This window comes from Sphingomonas canadensis (genome assembly GCF_026013525.1).
GTDB classification, from domain to species: domain Bacteria; phylum Pseudomonadota; class Alphaproteobacteria; order Sphingomonadales; family Sphingomonadaceae; genus Sphingomonas; species Sphingomonas canadensis.
In genome coordinates this window covers 108,202-125,300 of record NZ_JAPDRA010000004.1, presented here as the reverse complement: position 1 = coordinate 125,300, position 17,099 = coordinate 108,202, and the positions used below count along the sequence as shown (strand labels likewise).

The following is a 17,099-nucleotide window of genomic DNA, read 5'->3' as shown; positions in this document are numbered from 1 at the left end:
TTCGGGGTGGGGAATGAAGGACGGGTTCCGCCTTTGGGCGGAGCCCGTTCCCTTTTGCGCGGCCTTCAGCGGATTGGCTTGCCCGAATCCTTCCATTTATCGAGGATCTGCGAATCGGGATCGTCCGCGGGCGCGGCATAGCCGCCGACGGGGCGGCCGCTGTCGGCATAGGCGGGCTGGATCTGCGCACGCGGCGTTTCCGGGGCCTTGGCCGGTTTGGCGGGGGCGGCCGCGGGCGGCGCCGCGGCGGGAGCGGACAGCGCGGCGGCCTCGGCCTTTTCCGGCGCCAGCGGGGCATGCGGCCCCGGCGCGGGTTCGCGGCCGCGATAGGGCTGGGTGAAGGCGGCGGCGGTTCCCCATCCGCCCTTCCAGCGATGGAAAAAATGTGCGCCGAAGGTGCCGGTCATCACCATGGCCCGGTTCCATTTCGGCGTGACCGCATAGGTGTGATAGAAGGTCGCCAGCCCCACCGGGCCGAACACGCCGCCGTCCAGCGCGGCCTGCGCCACCCGTTCGGCGCGCTGCCAATATTCGCGCATCGGCCGCCGCGCCATCGCCCCGTCGCAGGCGAAGCTGAACTGGCATCCGGGCTTTTCCGATCCCTGGAACACCACGCCGCAAACGGTGGCGGGGAAGGCGGGATGGCGCACGCGGTTCAGGATCACCTGCGCCACCGCGCGCTGGCCGTCGAGCGGCTCGGTCCCCGCCTCATAATAGATGGCGGTGGTGAGGCATTGGAGCGCGCGGGCGCGATCGGCGCCGCTGCCCGCGAAGCGGAAGGGCTGGGCCGGGACGATCGACGCATCCGCGCCCAGGTCCGCCGGGGCGGCGCCTTCGGGCAGGTCGACCAGCCCGGTCATCCCCGCGGCGAACGCATCGGCATCGTCCAGCGCCAGATATTGCGCGGCGCCGGGGAAGTGATCGTCGGTCTCATAGCTGGGCTGGGCGGGCGCGGGTGCGGCCGGGGCGGGCGTGGCGGTGCGCGGCCCCAGCGCCTGGGCGGAGAAGCCCGCGCCGATCAGCGAGGCGATCGCCGCCGCCGCCAGCCCATGCGCCTGCATCCGTGTGAACCGCCGCCAGAACAAGCGCCCGCGTCCTTTCGCCCGGGCGCCCCGGATGGGCCTCCCGCAGCGTTCCAGATAGGCGATTCGCGCGCGCTTTTCGCCCCCGCAATTTCCGTTGTGCCGGGGCGAAACACTTGATGGTTAAGGTAATTTTAGGGAATCGGCCCGCGGGTCAATGGCTGCCCGGCCGCGGCATCAGCAGGAAGATCGTCGCCAGGTTCACCGCCATGCCCGCCAGCAGCAGCGGGTCCACCGGCCGCCCCGGCACCATGTACTGCGCCAGCGCGACCGAGAACACGCCGAGCGAATAGGCGCTGGCGGCGAGCAGCGCGGTGGGCGCCTGTGCGCGCGGCAGCAGCGCGGCGACCACCAGCACCACGCCCAGCACCAGATCGGGCACCTTGAAGATCGACGCGGTCATCGATCCGTCTAGCACCCTCCAGGCGGTGAATCCGCCGGTGAGGATCGCGAGCAGGCGCAGGACGAACAGCATTGGCGCAAGGCCCCCCTTGGATTTCCGCACCGGGGAATAGGGCAAGACGGCGCCGGGGTGAATCCCCCATGCGTGTGGGCGCGGAATGGGGCCGCCTGCGCGCTGGCCGGCTATTCGCGCCCGTAATAGGCGGCGCGGAAATCATTGGCGAAATCGCGCAGCCGCCCCTCGCCGATCGCCGTGCGCAGGTCCGCCATCAATTGCTGGTAGAACCAGATGTTATGCTCGGTCATCAGCATCGCGCCCAGGATCTCGCCCGCGCGGACGAGGTGGTGGAGATAGGCGCGGCTCCACTGGCCGCACACCGGGCAGCCGCAGGCGGGATCGAGCGGCCCCTGGTCCTCGGCGAATTTCGCGTTGCGGATGTTGATCGGGCCGTTGCGGGTGAAGGCCTGGCCGGTGCGGCCGCTGCGCGTGGGCAGCACGCAATCGAACATATCGATGCCGCGCTCCACCGCGCCGACGATGTCGTCTGGCTTGCCCACGCCCATCAGGTAGCGCGGGCGCGCGGGATCGAGCTGGCCGGGCGCGTAATCGAGCACGCCGAACATCGCCTCCTGCCCCTCGCCCACGGCAAGGCCGCCGATGGCGTAGCCGTCGAACCCGATATCGAGCAGCGCATCGGCCGACGCCTTGCGCAGCCCTTCGTCCAGCGCGCCCTGCTGGATGCCGAAGATCGCGTTGGCCTCCGCATGTTCGCCGCCCGCGTCGAAGCCGTCGCGGCTGCGGCGTGCCCAGCGCATCGAACGCTCCATCGCCGCCGCCTGCACCTCGCGCGTGGAGGTGGTGGGCACCAGCTCGTCGAACGCCATGACGATGTTGGAGCCGAGCAGCCGCTGGATCTCCATCGAACGTTCGGGGCTGAGCATGTGGCGGCTGCCATCGAGGTGCGATTTGAAGACGATGCCTTCCTCGCTGCGCTTGGTCAGCTCGGAAAGGCTCATCACCTGATATCCGCCGCTGTCGGTCAGGATCGGGCGGTCCCACCCCATGAAGCCGTGCAGCCCGCCCAGCCGGTGGACGCGCTCGGCGCCCGGGCGCAGCATCAGGTGATAGGTGTTGCCCAGGATGATGTCCGCGCCCGCCGCGCGCACGTCCTGCGGCTTCATCGCCTTCACGGTGGCGGCGGTGCCCACGGGCATGAAGGCGGGCGTGCGGATATCGCCGCGGCGCATGGCGATGGTGCCCAGGCGCGCCTTGCCGTCGGTGGCATGGATGGTGAACTGGAAGCGCACAGACATGGCGGCGGCAATGCCGCGTACCGGCGGGGAAGGCAAATCCGGGGGAAGCGGCCCCGATTGCCGCGGCGCGCGCCGATCGGCTAATCCGCAGCCATGCCCAGCCTGCTCTCCCCGTTGCCCGATGCCCGGATGGGCGAGGCGTTCACCGAGGTCCTGACGCGGCCCGGCGTGCGCGTGGAGCGGATCGTTTCGCTGGGCCAGGCGACCCCGCCGGACGCGCCGATGGTGCAGGGCTGGGACGAATGGGTGCTGCTGCTCGCCGGATCGGCGGGGCTGAGGATCGGGGAAGGGGCGGAGATCGCGCTGGCGCCGGGCGATCATCTGCTGATCCCCGCGGGCACGCCGCATTGGGTGACGCACACCGCGCCCGACGCGCCGACCGTGTGGCTGGCGCTCCACCTCGATTGAGGGGAGAGATTGCCGCCGGGTCCGCCGCTTGCGATACACGCCCATGGCAAACGGCAATCCCGAGGCGAACATCGCCCTTCTGATCGACGCGGACAATGCGTCGCCCGACACGCTGGATACCGCGCTCACCGTGCTGGCGGAGCTGGGCACGGTGAATATCCGCCGCGTCTACGGCAACTGGGCCAAGACCGCGCTGAAGGGCTGGGCGACGATGACGCACAGCCGCGCGCTGGACCCGCAGCAGCAGTTCGACGTGACCAAGGGCAAGAGCGCCACCGACATGAAGATGACCATCGACGCGATGGACCTGCTGATGCGCGGGCACATCCAGGGCTTTGGCATCATGTCGAGCGACAGCGATTTCATGCCGCTGGCGATGCGCATCCGCCAGGAAGGCCTGCCCGTCTACGGCTTCGGCACCGCCAAGACGCCCGAGAGCTTCCGCCAGGCCTGCACGCGCTTCATCGACGTGAGCGCGGTGAAGGAGGCGGCGGAGGCCGCGGAGGCGGCCGGGCCGGGCGAGACGGACAAGGCCGCCAAGGCGCCCCCGGTCGATGCCGCGCTGGTGGAGATACTGGGCCAGGCGGTGCGCGCGTCGAAGCGCGACGAGCGCGGCTTCGCCAGCCTCTCCGAAGTCGGCCAGCGGGCCAGCGCGCGATCCTCGTTCGATGCGCGCAACTATGGCTTCGCGCGGCTGGGCGATCTGATCGCCTCGCTGTCGAACTTCACCACCGAGAAGCGCGACGGCGCGATCTACGTCAAGCGCGTGCGATAGGGTGTCATGTTCTCCGCTCGCCTCTTGCCGAGCGTCACGACGAGTCCAATCGCGTCGGCGGCATGCTTCTCTCCAAGGGGGGCTTAGGAATTGGTCAAATCTCTCAATGTCGCTACGTAATAGGGATTTCCTCGGGTCATCCAGCCACCGCGAATCCCATTAGTCCGCGCGAGATCGAGGTGGTCCATAGGACGCTTACCCTTCTCCCTCCGGAGAGAGGATAAGACGATTTCGTCATCGCTTAGGTGGCGACACGCGAGGCGTTGCAGGATGGTACGAACTTCCAACTCCGATAGATTACCGGGCGCATCGCGCGCGAAAATTTGCCTCGCGCTGTCATAGCCGACGATCCTCCAAGCCCACTTCGCCAACTCTCTCCTCCATGCTTTCCACCAAACATAGCACATGAGGCGGCTGGCGGGACGGTGAGCCGGGCTTAGTTTACGCTGCGACACTACTAGGAAATGCTGCGGAAACCGTTCTGATGCGCGATCACCGGTGCGCCTTCACGAACGCCAGTATTTCATCCGGCGCGCGGAACATCACGTCGGGGCGGTGCTTGGCGAGGACGGCTTCGCTGGCATAGCCCCAGAGTACCGATCCGCAGCGCATTCCCACCTCGCGCGCGGCGTCCACGTCGCGGGTCTCGTCGCCTACTGCCAGCGTCTCCGCCGGAGAGACCGAGAGCTTGCGCAGCACGCGGCGGAACTTGGGCGCCTTGCCGAACAGCGAGGAGCCGCAGGCATAGAAATCGATCCGCGCCGCATTCTCCGGCCCCAGGATCGCGCGCGCGTTGCTCTCCGAATTGGAGGTGACGAGCGCGATCTTCACGCCGGTGCCCATCAACCGCTGGAGCAGGTCCGGCGTGCCGGGGAACAGCTCGATCTGGTGCGCGTGGCGGCCGACCAGCTTGCGCACGTGGCGCGCGATCAGCGGCAGCTTCCACCGCGAGATGCCGAGATGCTCGATCACCTCGCGCGAGCTCTTGTGGCGCAGCGATTCGACCTCGCCGGGCTGGACGGTGCGGAAGCGGAAACGCTGGGCGAGCTGGTCCACCACCGACAGGAACCAGTCGCCGCTGTCGGACAGCGTGCCGTCGAAATCGAAGATCACCAGGCGGATCGGGGGCGCGCTAGTCATGGGCGTGCCCGTGTTCATGGCCGTGATCATGTTCGTGCGGATGTCCATGGGCATGTCCGTCCGCATACATGCGGCATTCGGGGCCGTCTCCCAGCTCGATCTGTACGGTGCAATGGTCGATCCCGAATTCGTCCGATAGCCGGTGCTGGAGCGCGACCAGGAAATCGTCGCCCGGATGACCCGCGGGGATCACCAGATGCGCGGTCAGCGCGGCCTCGGTGGTGCTCATCGGCCAGATGTGGAGATCATGGACATGGGTGACGCCCGGCAGCGCGTGCAGCGTGCGTTCCACCGCCTCCGGATCGATGCGCGGCGGAACCGCGGCCAGCGCCAGCACCAGCGATTCGCGCAGCAGGCCCCACGTGCTCCACAGGATCACCGCCACGATCAGCAGGCTGACCACGGGATCGATCACGCCGCTGCCGGTGAAGAGGATCAGCGCGCCCGCGATCACCACGCCGGCCGATACCGCGGCGTCCGCGGCCATGTGGAGGAAGGCGCCGCGGATGTTGACGTCGCCCTTGCGGCCGCTGGCGAAGAGCAGCGCCGTGCCCAGGTTGACCGCGATGCCCAGCGCGGCCACCACCATCACCATCCGGCCTTCCACCTGCGGCGGGCTGCCCAGCCGCTGCACCGCCTCCAGCGTGATCGCGCCCACCGCCACCAGCAGCAGCAGCGCGTTGGCCAGCGCGGCGAGGATCGACGACCCCTTCAGCCCATAGGTGAAGCGCTTCGATGCCGGGCGCTTGGCCAGCTCGGCCCCGCCCCAGGCGATCAGCAGCCCCAGCACGTCCGACAGGTTGTGCCCGGCATCGGCCAGCAGCGCGACCGAATCGAACCACAGCCCCGCCGCGCCCTCCACCGCGACGAATCCCAGGTTCAGCGCGGTGCCCAGCGCGAAGGCGCGGCCGAAATCGGCTGGTGCGTGGTGATCGTGATTGGCGCCCATCGGGCTGACCTTTAGCTGCGGTGCGGCATGGAATGCTAGCGCGTCGGCTGCAATTCGCGCCGCGGGCGATCGCCGCCGCCGCGCCGCTCCTTGCCGCCTTCCGGCCGTGCGCCGATTCCGGGGCCGCGCAGCGTCACCAGTTCCGCGCGGACGATGGCGCCGTCCTTGTCCGTGTCGAACCGGGTGAAATAGGCCGCGAACCGGTCCGCAAGCTCGGCGAAGGTGATGCGGTTGTCGCCGTCGGTGTCGATCTCGAACGGGCCGGGCAGGGCGTTGCGATCGCCCAGGTAGCGCAGCGCCCAATCCGAAAAGCCGATATAGCCGATGCTGCCGCGCCCGCCGGCATCGAAGGCGTCGAAGCTGGCGCGCAGCCCGGCGTCGAACTCGGCGCGGGTGACGCGGGTATCGCCATCGGCATCGAACGCGGCGATCATCATCGCCACCGGCTCGACGATGATCGTCGCCAACGGCTGTTGCGGACCCTGTTGCCGGCCTTCCTTGGCGGGCGGGGCGGCCTCCTGCGCCAGTGCGGGCGCCGCGGCGGCCAGGGCAGCGGGCAGGCCGATGAGGAGGTGGAGACGCTTCAACCCTGTACCTCGCAATAATGGCGCACGAATCGCGCCGTGGCGGCGCGTGCCGCCCGGCCATCCCTAGAAGCGCGACTTTGCGGCGAGGGCGTGGCGGCCCGCCCGCCCGGCGCTGGGGCGGGCGTAGGCGCGTGGAAAGTCGTTTCCTTATTATTCCTTCGACAATTCAATATTATTTCGAAGGTTATGAAATACATTCCAGCGAAAATTACGAAAGCGCGCAATAAAATGTAGTGGCGTGTAGAAATATCCTTGCGCGATATGATAGGTTTAGCGGCATGGAACTGTCGCTGGCAGATCCGGCGGGGGCCGACGTATTGACCGCGGCGATGCTGTGGCTGCAGCAGACGCTGATGGGTACGATCGCGCTCACCGTGGCTACGCTGGCTGTCGCCTTCACCGGATTCCTGATGCTGAGCGGCAGGATCGCGTTCCGTCGCGGCCTGACCGTGGTGACCGGCTGTTTCGTGCTGTTCGGCGCGCCTGGAATCGCTGCGGGCATCCTGGGCGCGGCGCGGCAGGGGGTGACCGGGGCGGCGCAGGTGCCGGCGGCGGCCGGCGAACCGGCCGGATCGGCGATCGTGATCCCGCCCGATCCGCCCGGCCAGCCCAAGGGCTATGACCCTTATGCCGGCGCCTCCGTGCCGAGCGGCTGAGCGGCGCGCCGGGGTTTCCTTCCTTTCCGGGCCGTTTGCTGCCATCAGACGCGCATGGGGGGATATCTGAATAGCTGGCGGGCCTTGCCGCCGCCGCAGCTTGCGGCGTTGCTGGTCCTTGCGCTCGCGGTGGCGGCGGCGAACATCGACCAGCCCTATCCGGAGATCGCGCCGCTCCAGCATCTGCCGACCATGGCGCTGATCCTGGCCGCGCCCGCTCTGCTGACGCGCTGGCCATTGTCCAATGCGGCGGTGGGCGGGCTGTTGCTGTTCTGGCTGATGCACACGCTGGGCGGCCGCTACACCTATTCGAACGTGCCCTATGACGCCTGGGCGGATGCGCTGACCGGGCACACGATCAGCGGCGCGCTGGGCCTGGGCCGCAACGGATATGACCGGCTGGTTCACCTCGCCTTCGGCCTGTTGTGGGTACGCCCGTTCGCGGAGGTGGTCCGGCGGTCCGCGGCGATTCCGTGGCGGGCGGGTGTGTGGGCCGGGCTGCTGTTCGTCGGCACGGCGGGCGCGCTGTACGAGGTTTCTGAATGGCTGCTGACGCTCAGCCTCGCGCCGGAAATGGCGGACAGCTACAACGGCCAGCAGGGCGATCCATGGGACCCGCAGAAGGACATGGCGGCCGCGATGGCCGGCGCCGCCATCGCCGCCTCATGGCTTGGCCGCAGGCCTCCGCCCGGCGGATGACCTATGGCAGCAGCAGCGAGGCATCCCCGTAAGAGTAGAAACGATAGCCCTCCGCGATGGCGTGGGCGTAGGCCGCTTTCATCCGGTCCAGTCCCATCAGTGCCGATACCAGCATGAACAGCGTCGATCGGGGGAGGTGGAAGTTGGTGATCAGGCCATCGATGCCGCGAAAGCGGTAGCCGGGGGTGATGAAGATCGCGGTGTCGCCCGCGAACGCGCGGATCCGGCCGTCTTTCCCGGCGGCGCTTTCGAGCAGGCGCAGGCTGGTGGTGCCCACCGCGATCACGCGGCCGCCCGCTGCGCGCACGGCGTTCAGCCGGTCTGCGGTGGCGGTGTCGATGCGGCCCCATTCGGCGTGCATGCGATGCGCGTCTGTATCCTCCGCCTTCACCGGCAGGAAGGTGCCGGCGCCGACATGCAGCGTCAGCGTCTCGTGCGCCACGCCGGCATCGGCCAGCGCGGCGATCAGCGCGGGGGTGAAGTGGAGCGCGGCGGTGGGGGCGGCGACGGCGCCGGGCTCGGCGGCGAACATCGTCTGGTAATCCTCGGCGTCGCGGGCGTCGATCGCGCGCTTCGAGGCGATATAGGGCGGCAGCGGCACCCGGCCGCAGCGTTCGAGCAGCAGCTCGACCGGCTCGTCGCCCGCGAAGTCGAGCGCGAAGCTGCCGTCCTCGGCGCGATCGGCGGCGACGGCGGAGACGCCCGCGCCGAAGTCTATCGCATCGCCCTCGCGCAGCCGCTTGGCGTTGCGGATGAAGGCGCGCCAGCGGCGTGGCCCTTCGCGCTTGTGGAGCGTGGCGCCGATCCGCGCATCGCCGCGCATGCCCTGGAGCTGTGCCGGGATCACGCGCGTGTCGTTGAACACCAGGCAATCGCCGCGCCGGAGCTGGGCGGGCAGATCGCGGACGTGCAGATCGCGCGTCGCGGCGCCGTCCAGCACGAGCATGCGCGCCGAATCGCGCGGGCTGGCGGGCCTCAGCGCGATCCGTTCGGGCGGCAGCTCGAAATCGAAGAGGGCGACGTCCACCGGCGCGCCTGTGCCCGCACCCGCCCTTAGGAGCCGGACGGCCCCGGCGGCAGCGTGATCTCCTTCTCGCCCGGCGGCAGCACCGTCTTGGGCGCTTCGGGCGCATAAGGCGGGGGATTGTCCGCCGCGATATAGGCGTGGATGATCCGGGTGGGGTTCGCGGGCGGCTCGCCGCGGGCGATCTTGTCGACCCACTGCATGCCGGAGATCACGCGGCCGAACACGGTATAGTTCTGGTCGAACGCCAGCTTCGGCCCCAGCATGATGAAGAACTGGCTGTTCGCGCTGTTGGGATCGCGGGTGCGCGCGGCGGAGACGGTGCCGCGCACATGCGGCAGCGTGCTGAACTCCGAAGGCAGGTCCGGCAGGTCCGATCCGCCGGTGCCGTCGCCCTTGGGATCGCCGCCCTGGGCCATCGATTCGGGCTCGTCGATCACGCGGTGGAACTTGATCCCGTCATAGAAATGGCTGCGCGTCAGCGTCTTGATGCGCTCGACATGCTTGGGCGCGACATCGGGCCGCAGCCGGACGAGAACGCGGCCGCCCGACGAAAGATCGAGCACCCACACATTCTCCGGATCGTCGTTCGGCACGGTCGACGCGGGATCGCTGGTGCGATCGGCGGCGACGGCATCGGCGCGGAAGGGTTCGGGCTTCGGCTGTTCCTTCTGCGCCGAAGCGGGCGCGGCGGAAAACAGGGCGGCCAGGGCGGCCAGGGCTGCTACGAAACGCATCGAACTCCTCGGGATAGCGGAAGCGGTGCCGGGGCCATGGTCTGCCCCGCTGTGGCCGGAACACTAGAACAATCGCGGCGGCGCGCAAAGGGCGTCCGGCCGGGGTTCAATCGCCCTTTCGTCCGATTTCGGCCACGCGCGCGGCGACGTCGATTTCCACCGCGGGGGGCACGAACTTGCGGATCGCCCCGCCGAACAGCGCGATCTCCTTCACCAGCCGGCTCGCGATCGGCTGGAGCGAGACATCGGCCATCAGGAACACCGTCTCGATCCGGTGGTTGAGCTGCTGGTTCATGCCCGCCATCTGATATTCATATTCGAAATCGGCGACGGCGCGCAGCCCGCGCACGATCATGCTGGCGCCCTCGCGCTCGGCGAAATCCATCAGCAGCGAGTTGAAGGTCACCACCTTGATGTCGCCGGGGATGCCTGCGGTTTCGCGCTCCACCATCGCCACGCGCTCCTCGACGGTGAACATCGGGTTCTTGGACGGATTGGTGGTGACGCCGATCACCAGCCGGTCCACCAGCTTCGCGCCGCGGCGGATGATGTCCATATGGCCCAGCGTGATCGGATCGAAAGTGCCGGGATAGACGCCGATACGGGTGGTCATTGCGCGGTTCCTCGTGGTCGCGGGACGGTTGCGGTGCTTCCCCGGGGAGGAGGTGCGGCGCGCGTCAACGATCGCGTTCCATGACGTAGCGGGCGATGTCGCGCAGCAGATCGGCCTCGCTGCCGAAGGCGTGGAGATGCTCCACCGCCTGGCGGACCAGCAGCCGCGCCTGTTCGCGCGCGCGATCGAGGCCGAGCAGCGAGAGGAAGGTCTCCTTGCCGCGCCCCGCGTCCTTGCGCAGCTTCTTGCCGGCGGCTTCCTCGTCGCCCTCCGCGTCGAGGATGTCGTCGGCGATCTGGAAGGCCAGGCCCAGGTCGCGCGCATAGCCGCGCAGCCCCGTGCGCCCCTCCGGCGGGATGCGGCCCAGGATCGCGCCGCTTTCCACCGCGCAGGCGATCAGCGCGCCGGTCTTCATCGCCTGGAGCCGGGTGACCGTGGGAAGATCGAAACTGGCCTTCTCCGCCTCCAGATCCATCATCTGGCCGCCCGCCATGCCGGCCGGGCCGGCGGCATGCGCCAGCGCGCCCGAAAGCTCGATCCGCACAAAGGGATCGGGGTGCGTCGCTTCCGCCGCCAGCACCTCGAAAGCGAGCGCGTGGAGGCAATCGCCCGCCAGGATCGCGGCGGCCTCTCCGAACGCGCGGTGGACGGTGGGCTTGCCGCGGCGGATGTCGTCGTCGTCCATCGCGGGCAGATCGTCATGGATCAGCGAATAGACGTGGATGCACTCCACCGCCGTTCCCACGCGCGCGGCGCAGGCGCGATCGACGCCGAAGATCTGGGCGGTGGCCATCACCAGCAGCGGGCGCAGCCGCTTGCCGCCGCCGATCGCGGCGTGGCGCATCGCACGGTACAGGTCGGCGCGGGGATCCTGCGGAACGGGCAGCAGCAGATCGAACTGGCGGTCGATCTCGACCGCCACCTGCCGCAGCGCGGCCTGGAGAGCGAGGCTGGCTTCCCCCATCGCCGCCGGTCAGCCCGCGGCGAAGGGCGTGGTGCCCGCCGCACGCCCATCGGCGTCGACGCGGATCGCCTCGATTCGCGATTGGGCGGCGTCCAGCCGCCGCTGGCACTGGCGGCGCAGAAGGTCGCCGCGTTCATAGAGGTCGATCGCCTCCTGCAACGCGGCGTCGCCGCGCTCCAGCCGCGCGACGATATTCTCAAGCTCCTTTAGCGCTTCCTCGAACGAAAGCTGCGCGACGTCGCTGTCCTCGGCCATGGCGCCGCTATGCGGCAGCGATCCGGGGGTTGCAACCGCCTATCCGGGGCGGCGGCGGAGCCGGTCAGGAAGGCTGGACTTCCTTGAGCAGATCCTTGCGGCTCAGCTTGCCGATCATCGTCTTGGGCAGGTTGTCGCGCACCACCACCTCGGCCACGCGCTCATGCTTGCCAAGCCGCGCGTTGAGCCAGGTGCAAAGCTCCGGCCCCTCGATCGTCTCGCCCGCGTTGAGCGTGACATAGGCGTGGGGAAGCTCGCCATGATAGGCATCGGGCAGGCCGAGGACGAGCGCCTCCTTCACCGCGGGATGCCGGTAGAGCACGTCCTCGATCTGGCTGGGGAACACCTTGAACCCGCCGACCGCGATCATGTCCTTCAGCCGGTCGACGATGCAGATATAGCCGTCGTCGTCGATCGTTGCGACGTCGCCGGTGCGCAGCCAGCGCGTGCCCTCCGCGTCGGTGACGAACACGGCGGCGTCGGCTTCCGGCCGGTTCCAATAGCCCTGCATCACCTGCGGCCCGGCGATCACCAGCTCGCCCGGCTCGCCATCGGGCGCGGGCAGGGAGGGATCGCCCTTGTCCACCAGCTTCACGCGGGTGCCGACGATCGGCTGGCCGATCGTGCCGGGCTTGTTCAGCCCCTCATAGGGATTGGCGGAGACGACGCCGGAGCTTTCGGACAGGCCGTACCCTTCGATCACGCGGGCGCCGGTGACCTTTTCGAACACGGTCTTGATCTGCTCGGGCAGCGGCGCGCCGCCGGAGATGCAGAAGCGCAGGCTGGAGAAATCCTCCGTCTTCATCCCCGGCGCGTCGAGCAGCGCCTGAAACATCGTCGGCACGCCGGGCAGCGAGCGCGGGCGGGTGCGGCGCAGCTCTGCGATCGCCTGCTTGGCGTTGAAGCGCGGCAGCATCACGATCTCGCCCCCGGTCACCACGGTGCGGTTCAGCACGCAGGTATTGGCGAAAACGTGGAAGAAGGGCAGCACGCCCAGGATGCGGTCGGTCCGGCGGCCCATCTCCGGGTCCAACAGCGCCACCTGGCGTGCGTTGGCCGACAGATTCTGGTGGGTGAGCATCGCGCCCTTGGGCGTGCCGGTGGTGCCGCCGGTATATTGGATCAGCGCGATATCGCGTTCGGCGTCGATCGCGGGCGCGGCGAAGACGCCGTTGTTGGCGATCAGCGCGGAAAAGGCAGAGATGCGCGGATCATCGGGCTTGGCCGCCACCTCCTTGCCGCGGAACAGGCGGTAGAACAGCGACTTGGCCGGCGGCAGCGCGCCCGCCACCGATCCCACCACCAGCCGGTCCAGATGTGCCTTCTCCAGCACCTGGAGCGCGGTGGGCAGCAGCGACGAGGCGGAGATGGTGAACAACAGCCGCGTGCCCGAATCGGCGACCTGCGCCGAAAGCTCGTCCACCGTGTAGAGCGGCGAGAAGTTCACCACCGTCGCGCCCAGCATCAGGACGCCGTAATAGGCGGCGACATAGTGCGGCACGTTGGGCAGGAACAGGCCGATGCGGTCGCCCTTGCCATATCCCAGCCCCGCCAGGCCGGCCGCCACGCGGTTCGCGCCGTCCAGCGTCTCGGCATAGCTATAGTGCCGACCCATGAAGTCGATAAGCGGCGCCTGGGGGTGCGCGGCGGCGCTGGCGCGGAACAGATCGGCCATGGTTTCCGGCGCGAAGACCTGATCCCAGGGGCCGGGATGGCGATAGGCGTTGCGCCAGGCTTGTTCGGGCTCTGTCATTGACATTGGTGTAAGCAACGGGGGTCGCGGAGGCAATGGGCTCGCCGCAGCATAGCCGCTCCGGCGCGTGCTGGAAATCAGGCGGCTTCGCGGGCCGGCGCGTTGCGGACGCGATCGCGGCCGGCCGATTTCGCCTCGAACAGCGCCGAATCGGCGCCGCGATACAGCGCCTTCCAGTCCACCTCGGTCCCGATCGGGCCGCAGCAGGTGCCCACGCTGGTGGTGATCTGAAGATCGAAGGGCATGCGCGTGGCGCGCAGGCGGGCGAGCACGATCTCCGGCTCGACCGCTTCGTCGCGGGCGCTGAGGATCGCGAACTCCTCGCCGCCCATCCGCGCGACCAGCGCGCCGGGCGGGGCCACCTGGCGCAGCACGCGGGCGAACACGCGCAGCACCTCGTCGCCGCCGTCATGGCCCAGCGTTTCGTTGACGCTCTTGAAATGGTCCAGGTCGGCGATCTGCAGCATCTGATCGCCGGGGCGCCCGATCGCCTTTTCCAGGAAGGCGCGGCGGTTGAGCAGGCCGGTGAGCGGATCGGTCTCGGCCAGGCGCAGCGCGGCCTCCTCGCCGCGCATGGCCGCGTCGCGTTCCTTCGACAGCAGCTTGATGCGATAGGCGATCGCCAGGCTGGAAAGCACCGCCTCCGCGCACATCGACAGCACCGTCGAATTGTCGAGCCAGAAGTTCCACGGCAGCAGGTGGATATTGCCCAGCATGCGCAGGATCGCGGTGAGGATCGGCGCGCCCCAGGCGATCGCGAACAGCCACAGATAGTTGCTGCGCAGCCGCCACGCCCGCCACAGCGTGGGCACCACCACACAGGTGAGCCCGACGAAGATCGAGGTGAAGATCAGGTCCGCCGCATGGATCGCGACCGGCGCGGCGAGATAGACCAGGATGCCGGCTGCCGCGATCAGCACCGCCACGCCCTCGGCCACGCGGCCCAGCCGGCCGGTGTACACCCGCTCTTCGAAGAAGGTGCGCGCGAACATCAGCGCCGCGCCGCCCATCAGCCCCAGCCACAGATAGTTGAGCCGCATCCGATCGTTGTTCGCGATATCCGGCCAAACCCAGGCCAGCGCGCCGGACGACGAGAAGGCATAGGCGAGGAGCCCCGCCGTCATCGCGCAGTACCAGAGCTGGAACCGGTGACGCAGCGCGCCCCATAGCGCGAGGTTATAGATGATCAGCGCCAGCGCCAGCCCGCCGAACGCGGCGTACATCGCGGCCATCTTCAGGTTCGCCTCGACGCTTTCCGCCGCGGTGGAGATGCGTGCGCCGAGCAGGATGCCGCGCAGGTTCGCCGAACCCTCCACATGCCATAGCAGCCGCATCACGCGCGCCTGCGCCGGGGGCAGGCGGATTTCCGCCACCGCGCCGAGCTGGATATAGGGGGTCAGGCCGCGCGGATCGGCCGGCACGCGCACGATCCGGCCGTCTTCATAGAGGATGTCGAGCGCGATGGATTTCTGCCAGACGCTGGCGAAGCGGATGCTGAGCGGCCGTTCGGGGGTGGAACGCTCGCCGATCTCCTCCGAGAGCGCCCAATAGTCGCCCGGCCCCAGCGCATGCTGGGTGCTGGCGCAATCGAAGCGGCCCGGTTCGCGGATCAGCCGCGCGGCGGACATCGCGCCATCGTCGCGCAGCACGCAGACGCTTACGGGATGGCCGGCGACGCCCGCCTGGGCGAGCGCGGGCGCGCCCGGCATCATCAGGGCAAGCCATGCGGCGACGAGTGCGACAAACCGCGGAAACCACCCGGGAAACATTGCAGAGGGTTAAACCGGACATCACCAACAAGCCGTAAAGAAAGCCGTGCGCGGCGGGTTGCGGCCGGTGGGGCGCGGCGGGCCTTTGCCTGCGCGCGCAGTACCCTATAGGGAGCGCGAAACTGGCGGAGTGTTCGGGTTTGTCGGGTTCGCGTGAAGCGGTGAAGGGCGGCGGCGATTCGCGGCTGGAGGTGGTGGACGCGGTGCGCGGCTTCGCGCTCGCCGGGCTGTTCCTCGTCCATATGATCGAATCGTTCGAGCTCTACTGGTTCGATCCGAAGCCCGGCCCGATCTCCGACGCCATCTATTTCCTGCTGATGGGCAAGAGCTTCTCGCTGCTCGCGCTGTGCTTCGGCTTCAGCTTCTACATCCTGATGGATCGCGCCGCGCGCCGCGGGGTGGATTTCACCGGGCGCTTCGCCTGGCGGCTGACCGTGCTGTTCGGCATCGGCACGCTGCATAGCTGGGTCTATCGCGGCGACATCATCCAGTTGCTGTCGGCGATGGGTTTCCTGCTGCTGATCGCGCATCGCGTGAAGGACAATCGCGTGCTGGCCGCGGTGGCGGCGCTGTCGCTGGCGGGGCCGGTGCTGATGGTGCAGTTCCTGGCGGCCTTTTTCGGCGCGGGATGGGCCAATCTGCCGCCCAACCATTGGATCGATCCGGCGATGCCGGTCTATGTCCATGGCAGCTTTTCCGAATATGTCCGTGCCAACCTGTGGGCAGGCCAGGTGCCCAAATGGTGGTTCATGATCGAATCCGGGCGGTTGCTGAACATCCTGGGGCTGTACATCGCCGGCATGTTGCTGGGCCGGATCGGCTTCTTCGCGCGGCCGGAGGCGTTTGCGCGGGCGCGCTGGATCGCGCTTGCGGTGGCGGTGCCGCTGGGGGCCTTGCTCTATTACGTCCGCGAGCCGGCGGCGCAGTGGGTGCTGGCGGCGGGCCATGGCGAGGCGGCGGCGCGCGAGCTGCGCTATCTGCTGGGAAGCTGGTTCGATCTGTGCGGCACCACGATCTGGGCGCTGGTGGTGATCGCGCTGTGGCAGGGGCCGGCGCGCTTCCTGACGCGCCCGTTCGCGGCGATGGGGCGGCTGACGCTGACCTTCTATGTCGCGCAGAGCCTGGTGTTCGTGCCCGTATTCTATGGCTTCGGCCTGGGGCTGTGGGACGATTGGAGCCAGGCGACGCGGCTGGCGGTGGGGCTGGGCGCGGTGGCGGCGCAGATGATCGCGGCGCACGAATGGCTGCGGCGATTCCATTACGGCCCGCTCGAATGGGCGTGGCGCGCGCTGACCTATCGTTCGTGGGACGTGCCCTTCCGCAAGGCGCCCGCGGCCGCCTGAACGCCTGTCCGGTGGCGGGACGGCGGCAGTGCGAACGCGCGGTTCCGGCGCGGCGCACGGGGGAGTATGCTTAACGCATGATCCGGCCGATCCTTTTCGCCCTGGCCGCGCTGACGGCGGCGCCCGCTTCACCGGCAATGGCGGCGGGCGGGCAGGGCGAGACGCGATCGCTGGCCGTGCCTGTCGCGGATCTCGATCTTTCCACCGCCGCGGGAAGACGCGAGCTGGAGCGGCGCGTGGAGCGGGCCGTGTCGCGCATCTGCGGGCCGGACCGCCGCTGCCGCGACGAGGCCTGGGCCAGCGCCTGGGACCAGGCGAACGCGGCGATCGCGCGCGACGAATGGATGCGCCGGCTGGCCGCCGAGCGTGAGGCGCAGCTTCGCGCCTGCGGCCGATGGGCCGGCCCCTATGGCTGCCCGCCGCCGGGGCAGGCCCCGGTATGGCAGAGCCCGGTGTGGCAGGGCCCGGCCTATCCGCCGCCGCCCGCGGTTACCGTGATCGTAATCGGGCCGGGATATTATCCCCCCGCGCCGATGCCGCCGCCGGGATATTATCCGCCGCTGCCTATCCCCCAGCCGGGATACGGGCCGGGCTGGTAGGGCCGCGCGGGGCGGTTTCGAGGGTTGCCG

Annotated in this window: 19 protein-coding genes; 6 read left to right on the top strand and 13 right to left on the bottom strand. The window is 69.1% G+C overall.

Features of this window, described 5'->3' with window-relative positions:
- Nucleotides 1-65: 65 nt before the first annotated feature.
- The 3 genes from OM513_RS10220 to tgt form a co-directional block, all read right to left on the bottom strand.
- Nucleotides 66-1,085, bottom strand: coding sequence for a cell wall hydrolase (locus OM513_RS10220; protein WP_264944096.1), 1,020 nt, complete (start codon nt 1,083-1,085; stop codon nt 66-68).
- A 151-nt stretch (nt 1,086-1,236) separates the two neighbouring features.
- Entirely contained in the window at nt 1,237-1,557 is a 321-nt protein-coding gene (locus tag OM513_RS10215) for a hypothetical protein (RefSeq protein WP_264944095.1), read from the bottom strand.
- Nucleotides 1,558-1,667: 110 nt separating this feature from the next.
- Complete coding sequence (gene tgt / locus OM513_RS10210) at nt 1,668-2,798, bottom strand: tRNA guanosine(34) transglycosylase Tgt (RefSeq protein WP_264944093.1); 1,131 nt, start codon at nt 2,796-2,798, stop codon at nt 1,668-1,670.
- A 93-nt stretch (nt 2,799-2,891) separates the two neighbouring features.
- Between tgt and OM513_RS10205 the strand changes: the two genes are divergently transcribed.
- Together OM513_RS10205 and OM513_RS10200 are read left to right on the top strand one after the other, a co-directional pair.
- Nucleotides 2,892-3,206 carry a cupin domain-containing protein gene (locus OM513_RS10205; protein ID WP_264944091.1) on the top strand — a complete coding sequence of 105 codons (315 nt, stop codon included), beginning with the start codon at nt 2,892-2,894 and terminating at the stop codon, nt 3,204-3,206.
- A 43-nt stretch (nt 3,207-3,249) separates the two neighbouring features.
- Nucleotides 3,250-3,981 (top strand): NYN domain-containing protein, encoded by a 732-nt coding sequence (locus OM513_RS10200; RefSeq protein WP_264944090.1) that lies wholly within the window; start codon nt 3,250-3,252, stop codon nt 3,979-3,981.
- 492 nt (nt 3,982-4,473) lie between these two features.
- Here OM513_RS10200 and OM513_RS10195 read toward each other — a convergent pair whose 3' ends face one another.
- The 3 genes from OM513_RS10195 to OM513_RS10185 are packed head-to-tail and all read right to left on the bottom strand — an operon-like array spanning nt 4,474 to nt 6,657.
- On the bottom strand, nt 4,474-5,121 hold the full coding sequence (locus tag OM513_RS10195) for an HAD hydrolase-like protein (RefSeq protein WP_264944089.1): 648 nt from the start codon (nt 5,119-5,121) through the stop codon (nt 4,474-4,476).
- On the bottom strand, nt 5,114-6,070 hold the full coding sequence (locus tag OM513_RS10190) for a cation diffusion facilitator family transporter (RefSeq protein ID WP_264944088.1): 957 nt from the start codon (nt 6,068-6,070) through the stop codon (nt 5,114-5,116). Before OM513_RS10190 ends, OM513_RS10195 begins: the two co-directional genes overlap by 8 nt.
- Before the next feature lie 35 nt (nt 6,071-6,105).
- A complete protein-coding gene (locus OM513_RS10185; RefSeq protein WP_264944087.1) occupies nt 6,106-6,657 on the bottom strand; it encodes an EF-hand domain-containing protein in 552 nt (183 codons plus the stop codon).
- Between the two features lie 278 nt (nt 6,658-6,935).
- Here OM513_RS10185 and OM513_RS10180 point away from each other — a divergent pair, with 278 nt between their 5' ends.
- Together OM513_RS10180 and OM513_RS10175 are read left to right on the top strand one after the other, a co-directional pair.
- Nucleotides 6,936-7,313, top strand: a complete 378-nt coding sequence (locus tag OM513_RS10180; RefSeq protein WP_264944085.1) for a TrbC/VirB2 family protein — start codon at nt 6,936-6,938, stop codon at nt 7,311-7,313.
- A 54-nt stretch (nt 7,314-7,367) separates the two neighbouring features.
- Nucleotides 7,368-8,012 carry a DUF2238 domain-containing protein gene (locus OM513_RS10175; RefSeq protein WP_264944084.1) on the top strand — a complete coding sequence of 215 codons (645 nt, stop codon included), beginning with the start codon at nt 7,368-7,370 and terminating at the stop codon, nt 8,010-8,012.
- A 1-nt stretch (nt 8,013) separates the two neighbouring features.
- Here OM513_RS10175 and queA read toward each other — a convergent pair whose 3' ends face one another.
- The 7 genes from queA to OM513_RS10140 all read right to left on the bottom strand — a co-directional run bounded on the left by queA (nt 8,014) and on the right by OM513_RS10140 (nt 15,067).
- The gene (queA, locus tag OM513_RS10170) at nt 8,014-9,039 is read right to left on the bottom strand and encodes a tRNA preQ1(34) S-adenosylmethionine ribosyltransferase-isomerase QueA (protein ID WP_264944083.1); all 1,026 of its coding nucleotides are present in this window, start codon (nt 9,037-9,039) and stop codon (nt 8,014-8,016) included.
- 26 nt (nt 9,040-9,065) lie between these two features.
- Complete coding sequence (locus OM513_RS10165) at nt 9,066-9,773, bottom strand: peptidylprolyl isomerase (protein ID WP_264944081.1); 708 nt, start codon at nt 9,771-9,773, stop codon at nt 9,066-9,068.
- A 106-nt stretch (nt 9,774-9,879) separates the two neighbouring features.
- Entirely contained in the window at nt 9,880-10,386 is a 507-nt protein-coding gene (gene coaD / locus OM513_RS10160) for a pantetheine-phosphate adenylyltransferase (protein ID WP_264944080.1), read from the bottom strand.
- A 64-nt stretch (nt 10,387-10,450) separates the two neighbouring features.
- On the bottom strand, nt 10,451-11,350 hold the full coding sequence (locus OM513_RS10155) for a polyprenyl synthetase family protein (RefSeq protein WP_264944079.1): 900 nt from the start codon (nt 11,348-11,350) through the stop codon (nt 10,451-10,453).
- A 9-nt stretch (nt 11,351-11,359) separates the two neighbouring features.
- Complete coding sequence (locus OM513_RS10150; protein WP_264944077.1) at nt 11,360-11,605, bottom strand: exodeoxyribonuclease VII small subunit; 246 nt, start codon at nt 11,603-11,605, stop codon at nt 11,360-11,362.
- Between the two features lie 64 nt (nt 11,606-11,669).
- Nucleotides 11,670-13,358, bottom strand: a complete 1,689-nt coding sequence (locus OM513_RS10145) for an AMP-binding protein (RefSeq protein ID WP_264944075.1) — start codon at nt 13,356-13,358, stop codon at nt 11,670-11,672.
- A 77-nt stretch (nt 13,359-13,435) separates the two neighbouring features.
- Nucleotides 13,436-15,067 (bottom strand): GGDEF domain-containing protein, encoded by a 1,632-nt coding sequence (locus tag OM513_RS10140; RefSeq protein WP_264944074.1) that lies wholly within the window; start codon nt 15,065-15,067, stop codon nt 13,436-13,438.
- A 200-nt stretch (nt 15,068-15,267) separates the two neighbouring features.
- On the opposite strand from OM513_RS10140, the gene OM513_RS10135 reads away from it, so the two are divergent.
- Both OM513_RS10135 and OM513_RS10130 read left to right on the top strand, forming a co-directional pair.
- A complete protein-coding gene (locus tag OM513_RS10135) occupies nt 15,268-16,470 on the top strand; it encodes a DUF418 domain-containing protein (RefSeq protein WP_264944073.1) in 1,203 nt (400 codons plus the stop codon).
- A 77-nt stretch (nt 16,471-16,547) separates the two neighbouring features.
- Entirely contained in the window at nt 16,548-17,069 is a 522-nt protein-coding gene (locus OM513_RS10130; protein ID WP_264944071.1) for a UrcA family protein, read from the top strand.
- The last annotated feature ends 30 nt before the right edge of the window (nt 17,070-17,099 follow it).